The 20,806-nt window shown below is 56.7% G+C and carries 19 protein-coding genes; 13 read left to right on the forward strand and 6 right to left on the reverse strand.

Annotated features, from left to right (window positions below):
- Positions 1-188: 188 nt before the first annotated feature.
- From JMJ04_RS17540 to JMJ04_RS17585, 10 genes are all read left to right on the forward strand, one after another.
- Positions 189-1,502, forward strand: a complete 1,314-nt coding sequence (locus JMJ04_RS17540) for a pyridoxal phosphate-dependent aminotransferase (protein WP_236038170.1) — start codon at positions 189-191, stop codon at positions 1,500-1,502.
- Positions 1,503-1,593: 91 nt separating this feature from the next.
- Positions 1,594-2,067, forward strand: a complete 474-nt coding sequence (locus JMJ04_RS17545; protein WP_236038054.1) for an RraA family protein — start codon at positions 1,594-1,596, stop codon at positions 2,065-2,067.
- Positions 2,068-2,906: 839 nt separating this feature from the next.
- Positions 2,907-4,397 carry an APC family permease gene (locus JMJ04_RS17550; protein WP_201371739.1) on the forward strand — a complete coding sequence of 497 codons (1,491 nt, stop codon included), beginning with the start codon at positions 2,907-2,909 and terminating at the stop codon, positions 4,395-4,397.
- 100 nt (positions 4,398-4,497) lie between these two features.
- Positions 4,498-5,190 carry a cysteine hydrolase family protein gene (locus JMJ04_RS17555; RefSeq protein ID WP_201371740.1) on the forward strand — a complete coding sequence of 231 codons (693 nt, stop codon included), beginning with the start codon at positions 4,498-4,500 and terminating at the stop codon, positions 5,188-5,190.
- A gap of 65 nt (positions 5,191-5,255) precedes the next feature.
- Positions 5,256-6,005: an SDR family NAD(P)-dependent oxidoreductase gene (locus JMJ04_RS17560; RefSeq protein ID WP_201371741.1), complete on the forward strand. Its 750-nt coding sequence runs from the start codon at positions 5,256-5,258 to the stop codon at positions 6,003-6,005.
- Positions 6,006-6,031: 26 nt separating this feature from the next.
- On the forward strand, positions 6,032-7,384 hold the full coding sequence (locus JMJ04_RS17565) for a glutamine synthetase family protein (protein ID WP_201371742.1): 1,353 nt from the start codon (positions 6,032-6,034) through the stop codon (positions 7,382-7,384).
- Positions 7,385-7,402: 18 nt separating this feature from the next.
- The gene (locus JMJ04_RS17570; RefSeq protein ID WP_201371743.1) at positions 7,403-8,545 is read left to right on the forward strand and encodes an amidohydrolase family protein; all 1,143 of its coding nucleotides are present in this window, start codon (positions 7,403-7,405) and stop codon (positions 8,543-8,545) included.
- 17 nt (positions 8,546-8,562) lie between these two features.
- Entirely contained in the window at positions 8,563-9,339 is a 777-nt protein-coding gene (locus JMJ04_RS17575) for an SDR family NAD(P)-dependent oxidoreductase (RefSeq protein WP_201371744.1), read from the forward strand.
- Between the two features lie 22 nt (positions 9,340-9,361).
- Positions 9,362-10,123 carry a class II glutamine amidotransferase gene (locus JMJ04_RS17580; protein WP_201371745.1) on the forward strand — a complete coding sequence of 254 codons (762 nt, stop codon included), beginning with the start codon at positions 9,362-9,364 and terminating at the stop codon, positions 10,121-10,123.
- A gap of 86 nt (positions 10,124-10,209) precedes the next feature.
- Positions 10,210-10,806, forward strand: a complete 597-nt coding sequence (locus JMJ04_RS17585; RefSeq protein WP_268887358.1) for a GntR family transcriptional regulator — start codon at positions 10,210-10,212, stop codon at positions 10,804-10,806.
- Positions 10,807-11,464: 658 nt separating this feature from the next.
- Here the strand turns inward: JMJ04_RS17585 and JMJ04_RS17590 are convergent.
- The 4 genes from JMJ04_RS17590 to JMJ04_RS17605 all read right to left on the reverse strand — a co-directional run bounded on the left by JMJ04_RS17590 (position 11,465) and on the right by JMJ04_RS17605 (position 15,864).
- On the reverse strand, positions 11,465-14,341 hold the full coding sequence (locus tag JMJ04_RS17590) for a helicase-related protein (protein WP_201371746.1): 2,877 nt from the start codon (positions 14,339-14,341) through the stop codon (positions 11,465-11,467).
- Between the two features lie 118 nt (positions 14,342-14,459).
- On the reverse strand, positions 14,460-14,813 hold the full coding sequence (locus JMJ04_RS17595; protein ID WP_201371747.1) for a hypothetical protein: 354 nt from the start codon (positions 14,811-14,813) through the stop codon (positions 14,460-14,462).
- 147 nt (positions 14,814-14,960) lie between these two features.
- Entirely contained in the window at positions 14,961-15,461 is a 501-nt protein-coding gene (locus tag JMJ04_RS17600; protein ID WP_201371748.1) for a hypothetical protein, read from the reverse strand.
- A gap of 211 nt (positions 15,462-15,672) precedes the next feature.
- Positions 15,673-15,864 carry a hypothetical protein gene (locus tag JMJ04_RS17605; RefSeq protein ID WP_201371749.1) on the reverse strand — a complete coding sequence of 64 codons (192 nt, stop codon included), beginning with the start codon at positions 15,862-15,864 and terminating at the stop codon, positions 15,673-15,675.
- A gap of 806 nt (positions 15,865-16,670) precedes the next feature.
- Between JMJ04_RS17605 and JMJ04_RS17610 the strand changes: the two genes are divergently transcribed.
- Both JMJ04_RS17610 and radC read left to right on the forward strand, forming a co-directional pair.
- A complete protein-coding gene (locus tag JMJ04_RS17610; protein ID WP_201371750.1) occupies positions 16,671-16,898 on the forward strand; it encodes a hypothetical protein in 228 nt (75 codons plus the stop codon).
- A 261-nt stretch (positions 16,899-17,159) separates the two neighbouring features.
- Positions 17,160-17,894 carry a RadC family protein gene (gene radC, locus JMJ04_RS17615; protein ID WP_201371751.1) on the forward strand — a complete coding sequence of 245 codons (735 nt, stop codon included), beginning with the start codon at positions 17,160-17,162 and terminating at the stop codon, positions 17,892-17,894.
- Here the strand turns inward: radC and JMJ04_RS17620 are convergent.
- Both JMJ04_RS17620 and JMJ04_RS17625 read right to left on the reverse strand, forming a co-directional pair.
- Entirely contained in the window at positions 17,863-18,582 is a 720-nt protein-coding gene (locus JMJ04_RS17620; protein WP_201371752.1) for an HhH-GPD family protein, read from the reverse strand. The two genes, radC and JMJ04_RS17620, sit on opposite strands and share 32 nt — an antisense overlap.
- 14 nt (positions 18,583-18,596) lie before the next feature.
- Positions 18,597-19,013, reverse strand: coding sequence for a response regulator (locus JMJ04_RS17625; RefSeq protein WP_201371753.1), 417 nt, complete (start codon positions 19,011-19,013; stop codon positions 18,597-18,599).
- A gap of 847 nt (positions 19,014-19,860) precedes the next feature.
- On the opposite strand from JMJ04_RS17625, the gene JMJ04_RS46575 reads away from it, so the two are divergent.
- On the forward strand, positions 19,861-20,487 hold the full coding sequence (locus JMJ04_RS46575; protein WP_236038171.1) for an AfsR/SARP family transcriptional regulator: 627 nt from the start codon (positions 19,861-19,863) through the stop codon (positions 20,485-20,487).
- Positions 20,488-20,806 lie beyond the last annotated feature (319 nt).

The following is a 20,806-nucleotide window of genomic DNA, read 5'->3' on the forward strand; positions in this document are numbered from 1 at the left end:
GCCCTGGGGGGCGATGCTTCAGGCTTGAACACTATCTGATCCTTGTGTTACACTTTTCCTGAATCGGTATATTTTCTCGCAGGAAGGTTACAAATAACATGGACCAACACACTCCCCTGCAAGCGACCGCTACCAGCCAGCGCTTCGAGTTCAGCGCGCCACTGGAGTTGGCGGAGGCCAGACGCGATATGGTTTCGTCGCCGACGCTGGCGATAAATGAGGCGGTGTCCAGGCGGCGAGCGGAGGGCAAGGAGACGCTGCATCTGGGCTTTGGCGAAGCGATATTTCCTCTGCACCCAGCGCTGCGCCAGGCGTTGGCGGAGGCGATTGAGAGTACAGGCTATGCGCCGGTGGCAGGGGTGTTGAAATTGCGCCAGGCTATCGCGGGCTATATGGAACGCACGCGTGGCATAAGCTGCAGCGCGGAACAGGTGGTTGTGGGACCGGGGAGCAAACCCTTGCTCTACGCGCTGCTTCAGGTGCTGGAAGGGGATGTGCTCGTACCGCGACCGTCGTGGGTGAGCTATGGTCCGCAGATCAGGCTCGCCGGGTGGCAGGTGGTCCCGGTCGCGACCGATCCTGCGGACCACCACCGTCTCACCCCGGAGGCGCTGAGCGATGCTGTGACCGCCGCCCACGCGTCAGGAGCGAAGCCGCGTGTGCTGATCGTGAATTCGCCCAGCAACCCGACGGGTGGGATGCTGGCAGAAGAGGATGTTGCCGTACTGGGAGCCTGGGCGCGCGCGCATGGTATTACCATCATCAGCGACGAGATCTATGCCGAGCTGGCCCATGGCTGGCGGCCTCATGTTTCGCCTGCGCGTTTCTATCCGGAGGGCAGCATTATCACCGGGGGACTTTCAAAAGCGTTCTCCGCCGGAGGCTGGCGGCTCGGCTACGCTATACTGCCCGCCGGCGAGCGCGGCGCGCAACTTGGCAAGGCTCTGCGCGCGCTGGCTAGCGAGATCTGGTCCGCCGCGGCCACACCGATCGAAAAAGCAGCCATCGTGGCCTTCACCCCCAACACGGACCTGGAGACCTACGTGCGGCGCTCGGCGCGTATTCATGGCTATGTCACCCACGCGCTGTATCAGACGCTGATTGAACTGGGCGTCGCGTGTCCCAAACCGGCTGCCGGGTTCTATCTCTATCCCGACTTTGCCCCCTGGCGCGGCGCGCTGGTTAATCTGGGGGTCACAACCGGCCAGCAACTGGCGCAGTACCTGCTCGATGAATGGGCTATCGCGACTCTGCCCGGTGTGGCCTTCGGCGAGGAACCGGACGCGCTTCGCCTGCGATTGTCCACCAGCCATCTCAGCATCGTATCCACTGGCTCAGCGCCGAAGGAACAGGCAGCGGAACTCTGGCAACTGCTCGCTCAGGCTGATGCTCTGCCCGTTCCGGGAGAGGTGGGCCAGCCGGTCGGGCCTGATCTGCCGGAGTTGGCGAAGGCGCAACTGCGCTGGAGAGAAGTGATCGGATATTTCAACAGTCTGGCGTAGTCCAGAAATAGCGATGAAATGCTCGGCGAGAGTGGCTCCTGATTTATACACAACCAGGAGCCACTCTCTATACAGGATAATGGAGAGAACTATGGATGAGTTTCCCACGTGGCTCACAGCTACGCTCGCGTCCGACGCGACTGAAGGACAGGGTGTTCTTCCAAACACTATTCTTCCCCTGCAATCTGCCTTATGCGTTGTTGGTCCGGCCCGCGTGGTGCTGATAAGTCAGGACGACAATCTGGCGGTGCGTAAAGTGCTGGAAGTACCGCCTGCGCCGGGTTCTGTGCTGGTTGTCGCGGGAGGGAGTACATCGCGAGCCGCAACTATTGGCAGCTTGATGGCGCTCGAAATGCAGAATGCGGGAATCGCCGGGCTTGTGACGGATGGCTTGGTTCGGGACTCGCGGGAAATCCGCGAGTCAGGGTTTGGTGTATGGTGCCGGGGCGTGACTCCCATGGCTCCTCATTGGGTTGGACCGGCCTATATCGGCGGCTCGATCTCTCTTGGGGCACAATCATCCAGGACGGCGACCTGGTCATTGCCGATGATGACGGTGTGGTGATCTGGCCGCAAGAGCGCATCGGTGAATTGCTGATCAAGGCCGAAGCCAGGCTTCAGCAAGACCATGCGCGGTTGGCGCAACTGCTAGAGAAAAAATGAACTGATCCGCACTTGTTTCTTTCCCTCGAACTGGCCCACAGAGATGTCCCGCGCGACGTTTGAGAAGCCCTGCGCAACGCAAGCCTGGCATTGACAACAAGGCGAGCTTATGATATATTTTTTGCATGCATCTGATATATCACGTAGGCCGATAGGATATATCTCTACGGAAAGTGACTTCAAGGATGAGGAGCAGCCTGTGCAACTAGCTTAGGCCCGCAGCGCTTTTCGCCACGCTGATCCTACTCCCTTCTCCTATGAGAGCGTCGTCTGCTCTCTTGCCTATACTGTTGTACATTTTGTCAGGGGGCGAATTCGCTTTGGCGAACAGCTAGAGCGCTATTTCTCTCACCAAGGAGGAAAAGAGGAACCCTGTACAATACCCACCGTCGAGAGCATAGAGATGATTGCCGCAAAGTTCCACTCACGCCCGCTAGGGTGTCATAGGAACCACTTCCATAGTGCTTCGTTGATGGATAAGTAGCGCAATATGTGAACATATGATACGTTTCGGGAGTGCCCTTAACATAGGTATGTTTATAACAACCTGATGTGCCATAAATTGGCATATTGGTTTCGTTATAGAAAACTCAGTTGCATGCCTGGCTCGTGTTTGAGACAAGAGAGGCAGGCATACAGCCGAGTCGATGTCAGGTCGTACATATGATTGGTTGTCTCACTTAAATCGATTGTCTTCGATCGATGGATGGCGAGCGGCCAGGAACAGGGGAGACTATCATATTGGCAGATCAATCTATTGAAACCGCTTCTGGGAATACTCAAGAGGCCCATCGTCTGGAGCGAAATGTCCTGGCCGTCCCGCATGGAATTGCGCTGGCAGCAGCAGCGATGGCGCCCGCTATCGCTGTTGTGCTGAATGCACCGGCGGCGGGTCCGGTAGCCGGAGCGGCGCTCCCACTCTCTTTCTTATTGGCGTTTATCGGGTGCCTGTTTGTGGGAAATACCGTTGTCCAATTTGCGCGCCGACTTCCCTCAGCAGGATCATTCTACACATTCAATAGTCACGGGTTGGGCAAAACGGCAGGCTTTTTTACCGGCTGGCTTTTCTGGATCGGTTATGCTGTGCTTGCACCGGGACTCTTCGATGCTCTGGGCGCATTTGCGCATGATTATGTTGTCGGGACTTTTCATGCTGATGTTCCCTGGTGGATTTTCAGCCTTATCGGTATGGCGATAGTAGGGGGGCTTTCCTGGCGCAGCATCAAAGCCTCGGTGCAGGTCGACCTGGTATTGCTGAGCATCGAGGTGATTATTTTTCTCGTGCTGGCAGTTATCGCCATCGCGAAAGGTGGCAGTGGTAATTCGTTCACAGTATTTACACCGGCAGCGTCGCCGAGTGGTTTCTCCGGCGTCGGACTGGGTGTTGTCTTCGGCATTCTCTCGTTTGTTGGCTTCGATGCGGCGGCAACACTGGGAGAAGAGACAAAGAACCCAAGGCGAAGTGTGCCACTGGCGGTCGGTGGGGCGCTGCTCTTTGTGGGTGTGTTCTACGTGGTGATAATGTACGCACTGACGGCGGGCTATGGACTGAATAATCCCGCGAACATGAAGGCGTTCTTAAGTGATGCCAATCCCATTGTCACGCTTGCTCACAGAGATGCCCCCTGGTTGGAACAACTCGTTGACCTGTGCGCAATCACGGGCATTTTCTCCTGCCTCATGGCCATCCACAATACGACCACACGTGTCATTTTCTCCATGGGGCGTGATCGCGTGCTGCCCGCTCTGCTTGGGCGTGTGCACCGCCGCTGGTTCTCTGCATATACCGCGATTATCGTGCAGACGATCTTTACGCTGATGGTTGGCCTTGGCACAGGGGTGTGGTTAGGTCCGGGTGCAACTGGCGCCTATGGCTTCACCGGGGCCATCGGGACAGTGGCGATTGTGGTTGTCTACATCCTGAGTAATATCGCGCTGATTCGCTATTTCTTCAGGTTGCCAGAGCGCAACGTATTTGTGCATATCATTTTGCCGCTCCTGGGTGTAGCGGTGCTGGTGTATCCTCTGTGGGCAATTGTTCAGCCTGGCCAGGCATATCCATATAATTGGGTCCCAATTATCGTGCTTGTCTGGCTGGTGATAGGGATCGCAACCTACTTTTATTTCCGCGTCAAGTCTCCTGAGAAGCTGACCGCGCTGGGTTCTTTCCTGGCTGAAGACGCTTCAGCCGAAGAGCCCGCGCCGCTGGATGAGGAGCAGGTTGCCGGGTAGGTTCGTAGACGCGGGGCAGTGACAAAGAAAGAAGGTATGGTGTCTGCGGATGACACGAGGGCGTAGGTGATCCGCAGACGCGATATGATGGTGGAAACGCATGCTAACAGTTGAAAACAAAGTTATTTATTCCACGCTTGCAGAACTGGTTGATCCTCAGCATACAGCGGTCGTTGTTGTGGATATGCAGAACGATTTTTGTAAACCTGAAGGGGCGTTTGACCGATTGGGGATAGATCTCGCGATGTATGCGCCGATGATTCCACGCCTGGAGCGGCTGTTAGCCGACGCGCGTGCCGCTGGTGTCCTGATTATCTATATTAAGATGACGGTGCTCCCGGGTCGTCGCAGTGAGTCACCGGCCCAACTGCGTTTTAATATGCGCTTGCATCTGCCATCTCATCCTGCGAGCGAGCCGCTCTTATACACGGTAGAAGGTACCCCTGGACAGGAAATCATTCCAGAACTGGCTCCAGAAGCGGGCGATCTCATTGTACAAAAATACCGCTCAAGTGGTTTCTGGGGGACAAATCTGGATTTGCTTCTGCGCAGCAATGCGGTCGAGACAGTGGTTATGACTGGTTGTACCACGGAGGGATGCGTTGAGTCTACCGCGCGCGACGCACTCTTCAACGATTACTATGTTGTACTGCCAGAAGATTGCGTGGCGAGCGATGATCCGCGGCAGCATGAAGCCTCGCTCTTTTTGATGCGTCACCGCTTTGATGTGGCCACGTCTGATGATATTCTGGCGATCTGGCAGGGAGTCGGCAAGAAGACGAAGCGATCCTGACTGCTGAGCCGGTGGGGTGCTGGCGAAGCGTAGGGACAAGAGTCGGATGAGAAGGAGGGCGTGTAATGAACAAATTAGCTGGCAAGGTCGCGATTGTAACTGGCGCTGCCCATGGCATTGGACGCGGGATCGCGGAGGCCTTCGCCCTTGAGGGGGCCGATGTCGCGATTGCCGACGTGGCGACTGCCGAGAAGGCACAGCCTGTGCTGGACGCGATACGCCAGAACGGGCGGAAAGCGCTGTTTGTGCGTACTGATGTGGCGGATGAGCAGCAGGTACGAGCAATGGTGGACAGCGTGCTTGAGACCTTCGGACACGTGGATATCCTGGTCAACAATGCCGGTATTTTCACGCAATCGCTGGTAGAAGTTCTTCCCATCGAGGACTGGGATCGCGTGCTGAATGTGAATTTGCGTGGCACCTTTCTGTGTACGCGCTATGTGCTACCACACTTGCTTGAGCAGGGCGGCGGGCGTGTGATCAATATTGCTTCACAACTGGGCTATCTCGGCGGACGCGAGGTCGCCCATTACAGCGCCAGTAAAGGTGGGGTAATTGCCTTTACAAAAGCATTGGCACGCGAGGTGTCAACCAGAAATGTCCTGGTGAATGCGATTGCCCCTGGCCCCATTGTCACCGATTTACTGCGATCTGAGACAGAGGAATGGAAAGCCGCCAAGTTGGCTGAGCTTCCCATCGGGCGCTTTGGCGAAGTGAGTGAGGTGGCGCCAACAGCGGTTTTTCTGGCATCTGATGATGCCTCGTATTATGTGGGGCAAACGCTCGGACCCAATGGCGGGGATGTCATGCTTTAGTTTCTGGAAAGTTAGAATAAACTGCGATGAGTAATGTCGAAATCGTGAAGCAGGCTCAAGCCGCTGGTATCCAACTCGTACGTTTTCTGTATTGCGATCATAGCGGGGTAACACGAAGCAAGGCCATTCATGTCTCCCACCTTGAGAAGAAACTCCATGAAGGTCTGGGGCTGACACGCGCGCAGATGGCGATGAATATGCTGGATCAACTGACCGACGTGGAGGGCATGGAACCGGTGGGCGAGATCCGCCTTGTGCCTGACCCGGAGACGTTCAGCGTGTTGCCCTGGACGCCGGGTAGCGCGAGTTTGCTCTGTGATCAACTGGATCACAATCATTTGAACTGGGGCGCGTGCCCGCGCTTGTTTCTGAAGGATATCGCGACAAAGGCCAGTGAAGCTGGCATCAAGGTCGAGGCTACCTTTGAGAACGAATTTTATCTGGCGCGTGAGCTGGATGGTATCTATACTCCCCCCTTCGGCCGAGAACCCGTCTACAGCTCGATCGGATTGGATCTCTCGGCGCAGGTGATGCACGATATTGTGAAGGCACTGTGCGAGCAAGGTCTTGTCGTAGAGCAGGCGATTAATGAGTACGGTCCGGGCCAGCAGGAGATTTCTGTGCGCCATGCCCCAGCGCTGCGGGCCGCCGATAATCAAATCAAACTGCGCGATACCGCGCGTGGCGTGGCTTTGCAGCATGGACTGCTGGCCAGTTTCGCCCCCAAGCCGTTTCCGGATGAGATTGGCAGCGGCTGCCACGTTCACTTTAGCCTCTGGGATCAGGAGAGTGGACGTAGCTTGCTGTATGATCCACTGGACCCGCGCGGACTCAGCCATGACGGGCGCTCCTTTATCGCCGGTATTCTTGAGCATCTCCCCGCGTTGGTTGGCCTGACCTGTCCCAGCTACAACTCGTATCGGCGGCTCCAACCTCAGGCCTGGAGTTCTGCATATACCTCCTGGGGCTTTGACAATCGTGAAGCGGCAGTGCGTATCGTCTCACCGTTCTGGGGACGCGAAGAGCAGTCCTATCACATCGAACTGAAAACAGTGGATGGCAGTGCCAATCCCTATATTGCACTTGCTGGACTGATTGCTGCTGGATTGGATGGTATCAAACGGCAACTTGATCCAGGGGCGCCATGCGAACACGATCCAGACAAATTGAGCGAAAGTGAGCGTGAGCAGAACCGCGTTCGTCGTTTACCGACAACGATGGTCGACGCACTGGATGAGCTGGAACGCGATCAACTCTTCATGGAGGCCATGGGAGACCTGATGAGCCGGTCCTACCTGGCCGTACGCCGCTCGGAAGAGAAAGCTTTTGCGGAGCAGGATATCGATTTTGAGATTCGTAACCACTTCTATAAATTCTAGCCTGTCTGGAGACGCTCAATGACATCGATAGATCTCACACATGTGCCGCTGGCGGATAATCACTGCCATGGCATCTTTCGTACGCAAGGACCGATGGATATACCTTCCTGGCGTCAACACTTCACCGAAGCCAGCGACCATACAATGCGAACGACGCATGTGGCGACGACGCTTTTTTATCAGCGCTTGATACGTGCGATGGCCGAATTTTTCGAGTGTGAAGTCACAGAAGATGCTGTACTGGCGGCACGTCAAAAATACGATGACCGCAGCCTGGTGCGCCGGTATCTGCAAGCGGCCAACTTCGAGGTTCTTTTCCTGGATAAGGGCTACCCACCCCTGGAGATGCTTCTCTCTGATGCAGAACACGCGGAACTGGCCAGTTGCCGCGTGGCACCCATGTTGCGCGTGGAACTGCTGATGCAAGATTTGGTTGCCAAACATGACACACTATCTGCTATAGTCGAGGCGCTAAAGGCAGCTCTAAACGACGTTCGTGGGCAAGGCTACGTCGCATTAAAAAGTATCGTGGCATACCGTACAGGATTGGATATCCGCACCTGGAACAGTGATGATGTCAACATAGCCTTTGCTGAAGCTAGACGCGAGGTACAAGCAAAAGGTGCGGTTCGCCTGGGCTATAAGCCGCTGCTAGATACGCTGCTGCACGTAGTCTTTGCTGAAGCAGCCGGACAAGAACTGCCAATACAGTTTCATACGGGTTATGGCGATACCGACGCTGATATGCTGCTGGCGAACCCTCTGAATCTGCGCGCTGTACTGGAGCGAAAAGAGTATCGGGCTATGCCCATTGTTCTACTGCATGAGTCCTATCCCTATACTCGTCAGGGGGCTTACCTGGCAGCAGTCTATGAGCATGTGTATTTCGATCTCTCTTACGGTATTCCATTTCTGGGCTACAGCGAGATGCTTGAGTTTACACGCGCAGCCTTTGACATCGCCCCTTTCTCAAAGTTGCTTTATAGTTCTGATGGCGTAGGTGTGCCTGAACTGCACTGGCTTAGCGCCCGCGATGGCCGGAAAATCCTGGGGCAGGCGCTGGGCGAGCGTGTGGCAACCGGCGAACTGGATGTGGCTGGGGCCGAGGCGGCTGGAGTAGCGGTGCTTCGTGACAATGCTCTGCGGCTCTACGGCCTTTAGATATTTTGGAGGTAAATATGGGCAGGTTAGCAGAGAAAGTGGTCTTTCTCACGGGTGGCGGGGGGGTGCTTGGCCGCGCGAGCGCGGGACTGTTCGCACGGGAAGGAGCACGCGTCGCTGTTGTGGATACGCTCAAGGACAAGGCAGAGGAGACAGCGCAGGGCATTATTGCCAGCGGCGGCGATGCGATTGCGCTATGTACTGACGTCACGGACGAAGCTGCCGTACGAGCAGCGGTTGAGGCGACGGTGCAACATTGGGGACATCTGGATACCATCTTCAATAATGCTGGCGTTATGCCCCATCAGGACGAATCAGTCCTGACCCTGGATGTTGAACTGATGGCACGTATTTACGCAATCAATGTGACAGGGACCGCTTTGTGCTGCAAATATGCCATACCACATATCAAACGGACGGGCGGTGGTGCGATCGTCAATATGAGTTCGTTCTTGGCGGTCGTGGGCTGCATCAAGCCGCAAGATGCCTATGGTGCCAGCAAGGGAGCCATTGTGGCTTTAACGCATTCCCTGGCTGTGCAATTTGGCAGAGATGGCATTCGTGTGAACGCGCTCTGCCCCGGCCCGATCGAAACTGAGCATGTGCGGCACTTTTTTGCTGACGAGGCGGCACGAAAGTTGCGACTTGACCATATCCCGCTGGGACGTTTTGGGCGGCCAGAAGATGTCGCAGAACTGGCACTGTTTCTTGCATCCGATGCCGCGGGTTGGCTGACGGGTCAGGCTATTGTGCTCGATGGCGGTGTTTCGTGCAATTATTTCAGCGTTTTGTAGTATTTCAAACGAAGAGGAACCTATGTGTCGTCTGCTTGGGTATGTAACGCGTGAGCCGGTTACCGTCGCCCATCTCCTAAACAATACATTACAGGCATTTGTGGAAGCGTCACACCTTCACGGTGACGGCTGGGGCTTTGCCTGGTACGATGAGTCCAATCGATTGCAAGTGGCGAAAGCTCCTGAGCCAGCTCACGCCAGTAAAGAGTTCTCTAACCTGGCAGAACACATGCGTACCGATACCTTTCTCGGTCACTTGCGCTGGGCCACCCCTGGTTTTCCGCTCAGTATAGCCAACACGCATCCGTTTACTTATGATCAGATGGCTTTTGCGCATAATGGGCTCATTCAGCCCAATGCAGAACTCGAAAAACTCATCGCTCCGCAGCTGCACGAAAACCTTGCGGGAACGACGGATAGTGAACGCCACTTTCTGGCACTTCTCTCCGCGCTTGAGAGCGCACCTGCGGTTGAGGCTATACAGACATATATAAAGCTGGTTCACGAGCGCTTGCAGGTAGTAAGCGCGAATTTTCTCCTACTCATGCCAGACGCGCTCTACGCAGTCTGCGATTTTGATCCGCAATCTGAGCTAGCTCAAAAAGAACCGGACTACTTCTCACTGAAGTATCGCATTACAGACGATGCGGTCTTGATTGGGTCAACAGGTTTGCAGCAGGATGAAGCATGGAAAACGCTCGAAAATGGTCAGATGCTCCTTGTCAATCGTGGTAGACTTAGGGTGGCTGTTATCGATATCGCCGATAAAAGAGAAATCGGCTGAAGTTCAATGCAGGAGTAGTACCGATCATTACTTCAACAGGAGACACGAAGAAGATAGAGCGCGCCAGCGATCTCGCGTATGAGCGTATCCGCACTATGATTATTGATCTGCGTCTGCAGCCGGGGGCAATGGTGAATGAGTTGTCCCTGGCCGCGGAGATAGAACTGGGACGGACGCCGGTTCACGAGGCAGTGGCGCGCCTGGTGGTTGATCGCCTTGTGAAGGTGCTTCCCAGGCGTGGTCTAATGATCACACCAATTGGACTGGAAGAAGTGCGTGAAATTTTCGAGGCACGTGAGGCGATCGAGTGTGGCAATGCTTACTTCGCCGTACAACACGCGACTGCTGCCGAGCTTGCAGAACTCCGTCGCCTGGTTGAGCAGGCGGAGAACGCTCGCGAAGAGACAGCTGTGCAACGGTTTTTAGATGACGATCAGTTTATTCATCGCTTCCTTGCCAGTTGTGTGCACAATTCGTTATTGCAGGATGCGACCAATCAGATCTTGATGCATAGTTTACGTTTCTGGCGCTTCTATTTTGCAAGGTATCATATCGCAGAGAGCACTCTTATCTCTCATCGAGCATTGCTTGCGGCATTGGAGCAGCGCGATGCTCAAGGAGCGTATATGGCTATGCGTGAGCATATACGAACCTCGCGTGCTTTACTGAACAAGTTGTTCTAAAAAGGATCTCTCTGCGAGTACCTCCAGGTATCCCCTCACCGCCTCTGAACACCCCCCCCCGCATTCATGCATGGGGATGCGCAGAGGCGTTCCTTGTTAGGTGAGAGGGGATGGAGAAGAAGCAGGACCTGACATAGAGCAGATAATCACCTGTACTGGCTACATGGGACATCCGTTCGGAAAAAGCCGCTGTTAAGTAGGATCGAGTATGTTTTCAGTGCTTGCAGATGGATGTGCAATGAGGATAAAATCAAGAATGTGAACAGGTGCTCACAAGACAATAGAAAAATCAACGGGAACGTGAGGAGCGGCAGCAGGCGGCCCATCAATAAAATGTAAAAAGGACTTTTTCTAAAATTATCGCGGATTCTGGTACTTTTTCTAATTTTATTGCGGATTTTTCTAAACGTAGAGGGCCACTCTGGACCCTCCTCCTGCTCATTCTATTCTAAAGTTACTGCGGACGACACAATGTGAGAATTTTGTCATTAACACCATGGTTTTAGAGGTTCTCCAAAGCTATGCTTCCATTTTTCTCGCTCCAAAACTATGCTTCCTCGAACAGACACAGTACATATGACAGCAGAAAAACGTAGTCGCTCTACTTTTCCGTTGATCTCAACTGTCTAATAGGACAACGCCAGGTTATATCGTCATCTCAGTAGTCATAGCCGCGATCTAGGCAGCAGTTCTCACAGAGCCGATAGCGGTGGCGAAGGGGAAGGACACGTCCACAAGAGGCGCACCTCTTGCGAGTATCTAGCCGAGAGAGGAGAGCCTGATCAATACGCTCGGCGAGAGCATAGCGGGCCCTGCGGACCTCTCCATAGCAGGGGCCAAATGGTCGAAACTCAGGAGTGCGCGCTAGCCACAGATACAGGTCGGCGCAGGCTATTACCTGCTCAGCTCGTACCAGATCATCGGAACTGGCGAGATCTTTGGGTGGGTCTGGAGGGGAAGGAAGGCGGTCCCCTTTGACAAGCGCCCTGGCACACCATCGCCAGTAGAAGCGCGACTCCGGTCGTGCTGGCGCGTGAGTCAATTTGACGGCTGCGCCCAAGCCCAGGCCTGCTTCTTCCTCTGGTTGTAGCATAGAAGCCAGCTCAATGCGATCCCCGAGATCGGCAGTCTTGATGAAGGATCGCATACTTGCCGGGATCGATTCCAACTCGCGCCACTGACGCAGGCGGGCTGCGAGTCGCCCTGGAAGCAAGGCCAGGTCTGAAACCGATGGAGCTACATATGCCTGTCCAATTGGGGAAGAAGTCTGCTCAAATTGCTGGCGGAGAAAATCAAGATCCACCTTATTGAGCGCCGTGATAATCCCTTGCTCAGCCAGGCCAAAACGTCCTGCCCTCCCCCCGATCTGGTGAACCTCCATCGCGGTGAGTGGACGCACCCTCTTGCCATCATATTTTTTCGTTTCGTAGAAACAGACGGCATCTGCGGGAAGGTTTAAACCCATGCCAATCGCATCGGTAGCCACGCAGATCTCCGTCTCACCGCAGGCAAAACGATCAGCTTGCCGACGGCGGACCTCTGGCGGCAATGCGCCATAAACGATGGAGACTTTTCGCCCCATCTGTTCCAGATCGGCCTTTAATGCCAGGACCATGCCTCGAGAAAAGGCGACCACAATGGTCCTTGCGGGAAGGTCCCGCAACCTATAGGGGGTTGTTGCCATCCTGAGCGGGACGAGACGGGAAGATTGCTCAAAAGTAAACGGTTGCCCAACAGCGTAAAGAAGTCGTTCCACGAGAGGTCGAGCAGCAAGCGGCCCGAGCACGAGCATTTCTTCCGCACGCGCCTCCATCAGAGCACGTGTCCAGGCCCAACCTCGATCCGGGTCTCCCACCATATGAGCCTCATCGATAACCACGCACCCTCCTCTAGAACGGGCATCAAACATTTCAATCGTGGCGGCGGTGATCTGTGCTTCTCTTACCACAATCTCCTCTTCCCCCGTGAGGAGATTGCAAGCAATTCCTCTTCGATTGAGAGCGTCGTAAATTTCATAGGCTAACAGGCGCAACGGTGCCAAATACCAGCCGCTGCCGGCAGCAATTAATCGTTCAAGCGCGGCCCGGGTCTTTCCGCTATTAGCCTCGCCCAGCAGAACTTTGATTCGCTGATTCGCTCGCTGCTCATGTCTCCAGTCCGGGAAGGTTGCGATGAGCTGCTCACGAAGCGCGCTCTTTTCTGCCTCTTCGCGAGCTTTCTGGGCCAGGAGAAGTTGCTGCCGCTCCTCTTCCGCGGCTTTCCTTGCCTGCTGAATAGCTCGCCAATTGCCATCGAGCGCTTTCCGGTAAAGTGCGTACGTAGCTGGCAGCTCCCAGCGCCCTCTGACTTCTCCCCAGGTGGCTCTCGTTGTTGAGGCGCCGAGTTTTTGCAGGCGGCGGTACATGCTACTCCGATGGACTCCACAAGCGGCTGCCAGGTCACGAGTTTTGAGAGTGATAAAATCCGCTATCTTCTCGTAAAGTTCTTCGTGGGTGGCAATGGCGTCAACGGTTGAGGCTGGTATGCGGAGCCGGCCATCCGGGTCTCTAAATGCCGGGACAATCCCCTGCTCTATAGCTGCGAGAAAGGCTTTCTCAGGGAGACCGATCCTCCTGGCCGCGGGCTGCGTGCGATAACTGCGACTAACGACCTGCATGCGATTGGTTTTGCCCCCTTTCGCCCCGGGACGTATGACCTCTCCGCACAGGTCAAGCAACTTCTTCCACTGCTCCTCCCTCGCCTGGACGAGCGCTTTCATCTGGGATTTTGCGTACTGGAGGGCTGTTTTCTCATCAATATCACCGCGCCTCATCCACCAATGCTCGCGAGGAGGAAAGGGGGCGGTCAGGGAGATCTTGCTGACCTGCTTTTGATGATTCAGCCAGTGTCGCTGTCGGTCGTTGAACAGGCTGTTCCATTGGTCTTCGTTAAAGATGCCTGTGGCATGGGATGTGAGGGTCGCTATGGCTTCTGATACGTCTCGCTCTTCCTGTCTGCGCCTGGTCAAAAAAGCGGTAAGTTTCGCGTTGATTGTGATACGTAGAGGGTCAAAAACAAATTTTTCAGAAAGAGCGAGTATATTCTGCTCCTGGAGCCTCATCAGGACACCGTGGTAATTTGGGATGTCTCCAAAGCTTTCAAGCCAAAGACAGCCCTCGTCGCTCCGGTCGAGTCGCAGGATAGCCTGAATCTCATCGGGACAGGTTAATTCGCAGATGCGATGCTTTCGCATCTGCGCCAGTTCTTGAATGGTTGGACCAGCAACTGTCCCACCACTTGTTATTGCTGGGATTTGTGGGCGAGACCATTTTTGCTTCTGACAGACATCCCTCCATGACACACGAGAAGCATCAAAAAATGTTAATCCCTTGCACCCTACTCCCCTTTGAGAGGCTTCTTTGCTTATCGATTTCCAGGAGCCATTCATCTTTTCTCCATCAAACTGTTCGCGAATCTGCCACCATTCGAGGTATCCCTCAGGGACACGTTTCACCAGCTCTGCAAGCAAATCGACACTAAAAGGCTTTTTCGCCATCTACTTCCTCCACAGATATACGAACCATTCCTGGATGAGTCTGCTCATGTTTCGGGCTTGCGAACGGCGCGAACGCCCCTCGCAAGCCCCCACATTCGATGCGGAGTACATGACTGACTTATAACCTCACATACCACTGGTCATCGAGGACATTGAGCGCTTTGAGCGCGGCGATGCCAGTGCGCCTGGCGGTGAGTCCAAAAAGCACTTTGTGAACTTCGATCACGTTGGACCCGTTCAATGCGCCCAGCTGTGCGCGGTACGCTTGGGTGAAGGCGAGCTGCACAGCCATGGGGCGTACGGCCATGGCGTTGAGCACCTGGTCGACGGTGTGCCACTGAGGCGGCAACGGCTGCCCAAAGAGATGCAGCGCGACCAACTCGGCGACGCCGCGATCATCGTAGTGTTCGATAGAATTCTGAATACTTCGTCGTCGATTCAAGGTATCCGTCGATGCATAATTTGCTGACATAATGATCCCCCTTGCTATTATCGGCGGTTGTAACACCTGAGCCCTGTAAGCGATCCGAACGATGCCTCCGTCGTTCCGAACTCCCGTGGGGTGGCGGTTGACGCTCTGAAAACGCCAACGGCGCGGCGAGACAGCGGGGTTGAAGTCTTACTTGTGGCGCCGCTTGTTCCGTTTCCTTTTTCCCCTCCGCCGCGACTGGGCCTTGTGGGGCGGAGGGGAACCAAACGCGTCCCTCGGCGGCGCGAAACCAATCTCTTCGGCCGTTACGATGTCGCCGCCAAGCACCTCTAGCAATTGCTCGAGCCATCCCTCCATTCCCATGCTGCGAATTTGCTTGGCGTTGACGTCGATCCACATCTGCTGCTGAACGAGAGGTGGATGTGCTGAGGCGAACAGAGGGTCTATGTTGATGGCCCTGGATGGGCTAATGAGCTGGCTTTGCGCGCAGGGCTTTCCCTCTAACACGTCCAGCAGCTGTCTGAGCCACTGCTCGGCTCCTATCTCTCTCATATGAGAAGCGTTCTCCTGTACCCAATCAGCCTCCTCCGCGAGTTCCACGTGCTGCTCTGTCGGCTGCACCGCAGCCGTGATGGCGTAGAACGGATTGATGAGAATCCTCTGCAAGGTGTCTTCCGTGAAGTGCGCCACGCGTTTCCCCTTCCTTTTGGTGTTGGTGACTGCACGATCAGTATCGGCGCTGTCTCTGGAAGCGAGGGAACGGAGCGCCTGTCTCCGCCTCGTCCTCCCTTACAATGGTAGCAAGCCACGCTCACCTTAGGTCCACAAAAGTTCACGAGAAGCTCACGAACCTTCATGGGAAAGCCGAAAGATCCGGGTAGACAAGCTTGGCCTTCCCACCCTAAGCGGGAAAGGTGAACCGCGCAAACCGGAGCGCGGTGCCTACTGCCAACGCGGTGAGATCGGGGGAAGCGCTCAATAGGTGCTGTCCCTGCTCCGTAGCTGCTCTTCGCTGCACTGGGGCATTCCCCAGCCTTGGCAACTTTTCGGTTTTGCCTGAACTGCCACTACGAGGAAGGATGAATTGTTGCATGCGGCAAGTACCCGTGCTATTTGCCCCTCGGGGATCTTTCTGGCAATCGCGTGGGCTTGCTTTTCTGCGCCGGGGCCCGGCTTCGGTTTCCCTCCGTATCGCCTGGCGGAGTCTACCGCAGCAGGTGTAGGGATGCGCTTCGGTTGCTGCAGATGGGGAAGTCCTGCATTTTCCGGGAGTGCGGCACGGTTCGGGAGGAATTCGTGACGTCCTGTGTGGATATGGTGAGTACGGTCGCCGGAGAGGAGAGGCTAATTGGTTACTATCGCTGTGAGAAGCGATCGCAGGGGCCAAGTGGGGCTCCCGATCAACTCCTCTGTCAACAACCCGCCCCCTAAAACGGGGCGGGCTTGCGGGGAGGGCTACCGCAACGTAAGTGTTTGACTAGAGGCCACAATCCGCTCAGCCTTGTGTTGAGCCGCTTGTGGAGCAGCGATACCGGGCTAAGAAATAGTTCGATCCCAGGCTCATGTGCTAGAGAGAGAGAGCAAAAGTACGTCCAGATGCCCCCCTAGTCTGGACCACTACCTGCCGCGCCCAAGCAGACGGCTTCGGGCCTATGCCTGTATCGCAATCTCGAAGGGGAATATTACCACGGCATAGACCGTGCGCGCTCGAAATCGGGCAAGAGTTTTGAGGCCTTTCTCCTAAAAAGGCCCTCCCGTAAGGGAAGCTACCAACAGAGACGAGCGGAGGCTAGCGCCGTCCGCCCGTGTTTCCTCCCGCAGCCTGAAGGCGTGCGGGTCTCCACACGGAGGGAACCTATGATCAATATGTTTGTTCCTCTTCGAAAGGACTGGTGAACAATGCCGGAGAGTCAAAGCGATCTGGCGCAGAAGCTGCGCCAGATCGAGGACGAGTACAGTGCCGCCAAGGGGGGGCTCACAGGACTGTGCAGTGGAGCCGCGAGACACCAATTCATCACGGCTCGGATGGAGAATATAGGGGCGTATTGCGCGCGTCTATCTCAACTTGTCGGCGAGGAGAACGCGATACGCTGTGTCCTCGGAGCGGCGGAACGCCAAATACCGTAGAAAGGCGCGATCTTTCCGGCGCTGCGAGGATGCCCCACAGGGGCTCGGTGCCGTGCAAAGGCGAGATCCCAGTCGCTGACCCGTATCACAGCCATGGGGCAGCGGCTGGGAATACGGCGTTACGATGGGACCCCTCCCTATTTGCGTATTCCCGCGAGAAAAGTGTGTGCCTTGCTTGCTGATCCGCCGCTTCCGCTTTCGCACCTGCCTCCTGAGAATAGGGTGTTGGGTGATGCTCCCAGGAGAGGAGGGTAATAAGCCATGGATTACTCTGAAAAAAGCCTACCGGTATCTCCCGATACCAAATCGGCATACCACGTGACGGTGCGCGAGCTTCCAAGCCACGAGCGGCCGCGAGAGCGGCTGCGCCGCTACGGCCCGCAGGCGCTCTCCACCATAGAACTGCTCGCGATCATCCTGCGCACCGGCAGCACAAAGGGGAGCGTGCTCGAGCTGGCTAACCGGCTCCTCGCCAAGTACGGAGGGCTCAGCGGGCTCATGCGCGCCGATTTTAGCGAGCTGTGCCACGAGTACGGGCTCGGAGAGGCGAAAGCGTCGCAAGTGAAGGCCGCGCTCGAGATCGGGAGGAGGCTGAGTATGCTGCAGCCGGACGAGCGCTACCGCATCAGGTCCTCGACGGACGCCGCGAACTTGGTCATGCTCGAGATGGCGTATTTGGACTACGAGCAACTGCGCATCCTGCTCTTAGACACGAAGAACCAGGTCGTCGAGAACATCAGCCGCTACCACGGGACGGTCAATAGCTCGGTTATGCGCGCTGCGGAGATCTTCCGCCCCGCGGTTATCCGCAACTGCCCGGGTATCATCCTCTGCCACAACCACCCCAGCGGCGATCCAACCCCTAGTCCAGAGGACATCGAGAGCACGAAGCAGCTCGTTGTGGCGGGTCGCATTCTCAATATCGAGCTGGTCGACCACATCATTATCGGCAACTTGCGCTTCGTCAGCCTGAAGGAGCATCTGAGGTGGGAGTGATTTGAGTGCGGGCGTACCAGCACTCCGCCTTCAGCTGGCATTCCTGGCAGCGGGGCCTCCTGGCTTTGCAGACGAGCGCCCCGAAATCGAGCGCCGACCAGTTGATCTGCAGGCAATGCCCCCCTTTGACCAGGAGCGACGCGAGCTGGTGGAGCGATCTGCTGCGCTCCTTCCCCGAACTCCCGATCGGCCCAAAGAAGCGGTCCAGGAGCCTTGCCATGTTTACATCGAGGAGGGCTTCGGTCCGCCCGTACACGATGGCCAGTATTGCGCTCGCCGTGTAGGGGCCGATGCCTCGCAGGCGCTCTAATTCGGCGCGGGAGCAGGGAACGTCGCCCCCGCGCTCCTCGATTGACTGTGCAAGCTGCCGTAACACCAGAGCCCTTTGCCTCCAGAGCCCCAGCGGCCTCAGCTCGCTCTCCAGGTCTTCCAGGCGGGCCAGCGCGAGGGACGCCCACGATGGGTAGCGCTTGATAAATCCGCTGTAGGCTCGCGCTACCCCAGCGGCGGTCGTTTTCTGCAATAGGATCTCCGCGACAGCGATCTCGTAGGGCCTCCTGCCCGGATCGCGCCAGGGAAAAGAGCGCCCGCTGCTCCGAAACCAGGAGAGAAGTTGCCCGCGCAACCAGGTGGCGCGCGCTACCGTCTCCGGCGCTGGCTCGTAAGGGATTGTTTCTGTTCTTTCCATTATTTGGCTCCTTCCTACCCTTTTTGAGCGGCCCGACTACTAACAGGCGCGCTCCAACGCTGGTACTCGCAAACCAGGGAAACGATCCGCGACTGCACTAGGGGCTTCCTCACCACCCGCTGGGCGCCCGAAAGGCGGGCTCTGACGCGGCGCAGAATCCCGTCGCGACTGCTGAGGAGGACGATGGGAACCATAGAGCGCAAGAGGGGCTCGCCCCTGAGGTGCTTCAGTACGCCGAAACCGTCCACTTTGGGGAGGTCCATGCCCAGGAAGAGCAAGTCAGCGGGACCGTAGCGGCCGAGAAAGCGTAGCGCCTCCAGCGGGTCGCCGAAGCAGACTACTTCGTGTCCCTCGCGGCTGACGATTACCTCGAGGATCTTGCGCGAAGTAGCCGAGGTATCCAACACCATGATCCGTAATTGCCTCTCCATTGCTACTCCCCCTGGCTCTCTCTTTGTTGTCGCCCCAGGCCTCCATGGCTACCATAGCATCCCTCCCTCATGGCCTCCCCATTGGCATTCACCGAGGAAAGGCGGTTACCTCACAGCTCTCTCACGGCATCTGGCAACAGCGGAGACCGCCCGGAGCATGAGTGGGGGGAACTTTCCTTCCGCCCTTTCGTGGTTGCCTAAGAATAGGCAGGGAGAGGAAGAGCGTGGACCGGTGAAGGCCCCTTTCACGGTTAGCTCACGAAGGATCACGACATCCTCATAGCGGCGCGGGGCCTCCCTGCTATAATCTGGTAGGGAACCGGTGCGCCGTGGAGCTGAAGGGGAGCCCTTTCGGGGCGGCAGGTTTCCCATGGATCGCCATGGTTCAGGCAGCACAGGAGGAGATATGCGGGTAATGCATGAAACTGACGAGCTCAGCCGCGCCGAGCTTCCACTGATGCGGATCACTACGCTCGGCGAATTCGCCCTCGAGCGGCTCGTGCCGGGAGATCAGGGAGACCCGCCTCGGTACGTGCGAGTGGCGCGAAGCGAGTGGGGGAACCGCGGGCCAGCTATGACCCTGCTGAAGGTGCTGCTCTGCCGCGCGCAGCGTCGGGCCCTCCGCAGCGAGCTCATCGAGGCGATCTGGCCCGACCACGAGGCGATCAACGCCGCGCACGCGCTCGATTCGGCCACCTCTGTACTCCGCAGGCACATTTTGCGCGCGGGCGATTCTGGAGTCATGCTGCTCACGCTGCGCAGCGGCGGTGAAACGGCGCTCAAACTACCGGGGCAACACCGCCTCTGGGTTGACGCCGACGCTTTCCTCTCGCAGGTGTCGGGCGCGATGCGGGTCGAACACCGGGGGCAGAGCCCTATCCCTTTGCTCGAAGACGCGCTGGCCCTCGCCAGGGGGGAGTTTCTCGAGGACGACCTGTACGCTGAGTGGGCGCAAGGTCGCAGGCACACGGTCAACGGGGCCAGGCATCGTGCGCTCTTCAAGCTGGTGGATCTCTACCTTGAAGACGGGCAGGTGTCGTTGGCTGAGGAGTGGCTCTTCGCCGCTCTGGAGGAAAACCCGACCGACGAAGACGCCCTGTGTCGGCTGATGACCATGCTGGCGCGGCAGGGGAGGCGCCGAGAGGCCCTCCAATTGTATCTGTACACCGAGGACGTGCTCCAGGAGGAACAGGCTGAGCCAGCAGCCTACACCCGTGACGTTGCGCGCCGCATACGGCAGGGGCTCGCCCTGAGCGAGCAGGGAGCGAGGTATGCCGCCGCGGGCGGTCGGGCTCCTAGCTCTCTGGGAGGAGGCGGGCCTCCGGATTGGGGGAGCGGCATCGGCGAGGAGCGATCCCGGATGGCTTCCCTACGCGCTGGTCGGGCTGTCCCCCCCTACCAGTACCGATCGCTACGTCACCGGCCTCAGAGGCGCTTCGGGGTCTCTACCGGTTGGACTCTCGGCTGCTCCTGAGCGAAACGCATCGGCTTTTCACCGGGTTGAGCAGGCGGCCGCGCCCACGCGTGCGGAAGTCCGATTTTTCCTCCATCTTCCCGCGTCTGGGAAACGCGGGAACTCAGCGGGCGAAGCTCAAGTTGGAAGGCGGAATGGCGTGTGTATTCACTATGCCTGAAGTTTTTCTGCAAAACTATGCTTCCTCAATTTGACCGCCAATTATAAAGACGCGGAAAGCCATGAGAACTGAGCGTCCTATACGAGCTCAGGTCCTCGTAAATTTCTGCAAAACTATGCTTCCCCTCGCCTGCAAAACCATGGGTAAAGTTACAGTCAT

It is taken from the genome of Ktedonobacter robiniae (assembly GCF_016587375.1).
GTDB classification, from domain to species: domain Bacteria; phylum Chloroflexota; class Ktedonobacteria; order Ktedonobacterales; family Ktedonobacteraceae; genus Ktedonobacter; species Ktedonobacter robiniae.

Coding starts and splice junctions, on each gene's coding strand:
- JMJ04_RS17605 (WP_201371749.1), bottom strand. CDS start 15,864: ATGCAACAATTCATCCTTCCTCGTAGTGGCAGTTCAGGCAAAACCGAA.
- JMJ04_RS17580 (WP_201371745.1), top strand. CDS start 9,362: ATGTGTCGTCTGCTTGGGTATGTAACGCGTGAGCCGGTTACCGTCGCC.
- JMJ04_RS17570 (WP_201371743.1), top strand. CDS start 7,403: ATGACATCGATAGATCTCACACATGTGCCGCTGGCGGATAATCACTGC.
- JMJ04_RS17565 (WP_201371742.1), top strand. CDS start 6,032: ATGAGTAATGTCGAAATCGTGAAGCAGGCTCAAGCCGCTGGTATCCAA.
- JMJ04_RS17595 (WP_201371747.1), bottom strand. CDS start 14,813: ATGTCAGCAAATTATGCATCGACGGATACCTTGAATCGACGACGAAGT.
- radC (WP_201371751.1), top strand. CDS start 17,160: ATGGATTACTCTGAAAAAAGCCTACCGGTATCTCCCGATACCAAATCG.
- JMJ04_RS17620 (WP_201371752.1), bottom strand. CDS start 18,582: ATGGAAAGAACAGAAACAATCCCTTACGAGCCAGCGCCGGAGACGGTA.
- JMJ04_RS17575 (WP_201371744.1), top strand. CDS start 8,563: ATGGGCAGGTTAGCAGAGAAAGTGGTCTTTCTCACGGGTGGCGGGGGG.
- JMJ04_RS17590 (WP_201371746.1), bottom strand. CDS start 14,341: ATGGCGAAAAAGCCTTTTAGTGTCGATTTGCTTGCAGAGCTGGTGAAA.
- JMJ04_RS17545 (WP_236038054.1), top strand. CDS start 1,594: ATGGATGAGTTTCCCACGTGGCTCACAGCTACGCTCGCGTCCGACGCG.
- JMJ04_RS17560 (WP_201371741.1), top strand. CDS start 5,256: ATGAACAAATTAGCTGGCAAGGTCGCGATTGTAACTGGCGCTGCCCAT.
- JMJ04_RS17540 (WP_236038170.1), top strand. CDS start 189: ATGGTTTCGTCGCCGACGCTGGCGATAAATGAGGCGGTGTCCAGGCGG.
- JMJ04_RS17610 (WP_201371750.1), top strand. CDS start 16,671: ATGCCGGAGAGTCAAAGCGATCTGGCGCAGAAGCTGCGCCAGATCGAG.
- JMJ04_RS17555 (WP_201371740.1), top strand. CDS start 4,498: ATGCTAACAGTTGAAAACAAAGTTATTTATTCCACGCTTGCAGAACTG.
- JMJ04_RS46575 (WP_236038171.1), top strand. CDS start 19,861: ATGCGGGTCGAACACCGGGGGCAGAGCCCTATCCCTTTGCTCGAAGAC.
- JMJ04_RS17625 (WP_201371753.1), bottom strand. CDS start 19,013: ATGGAGAGGCAATTACGGATCATGGTGTTGGATACCTCGGCTACTTCG.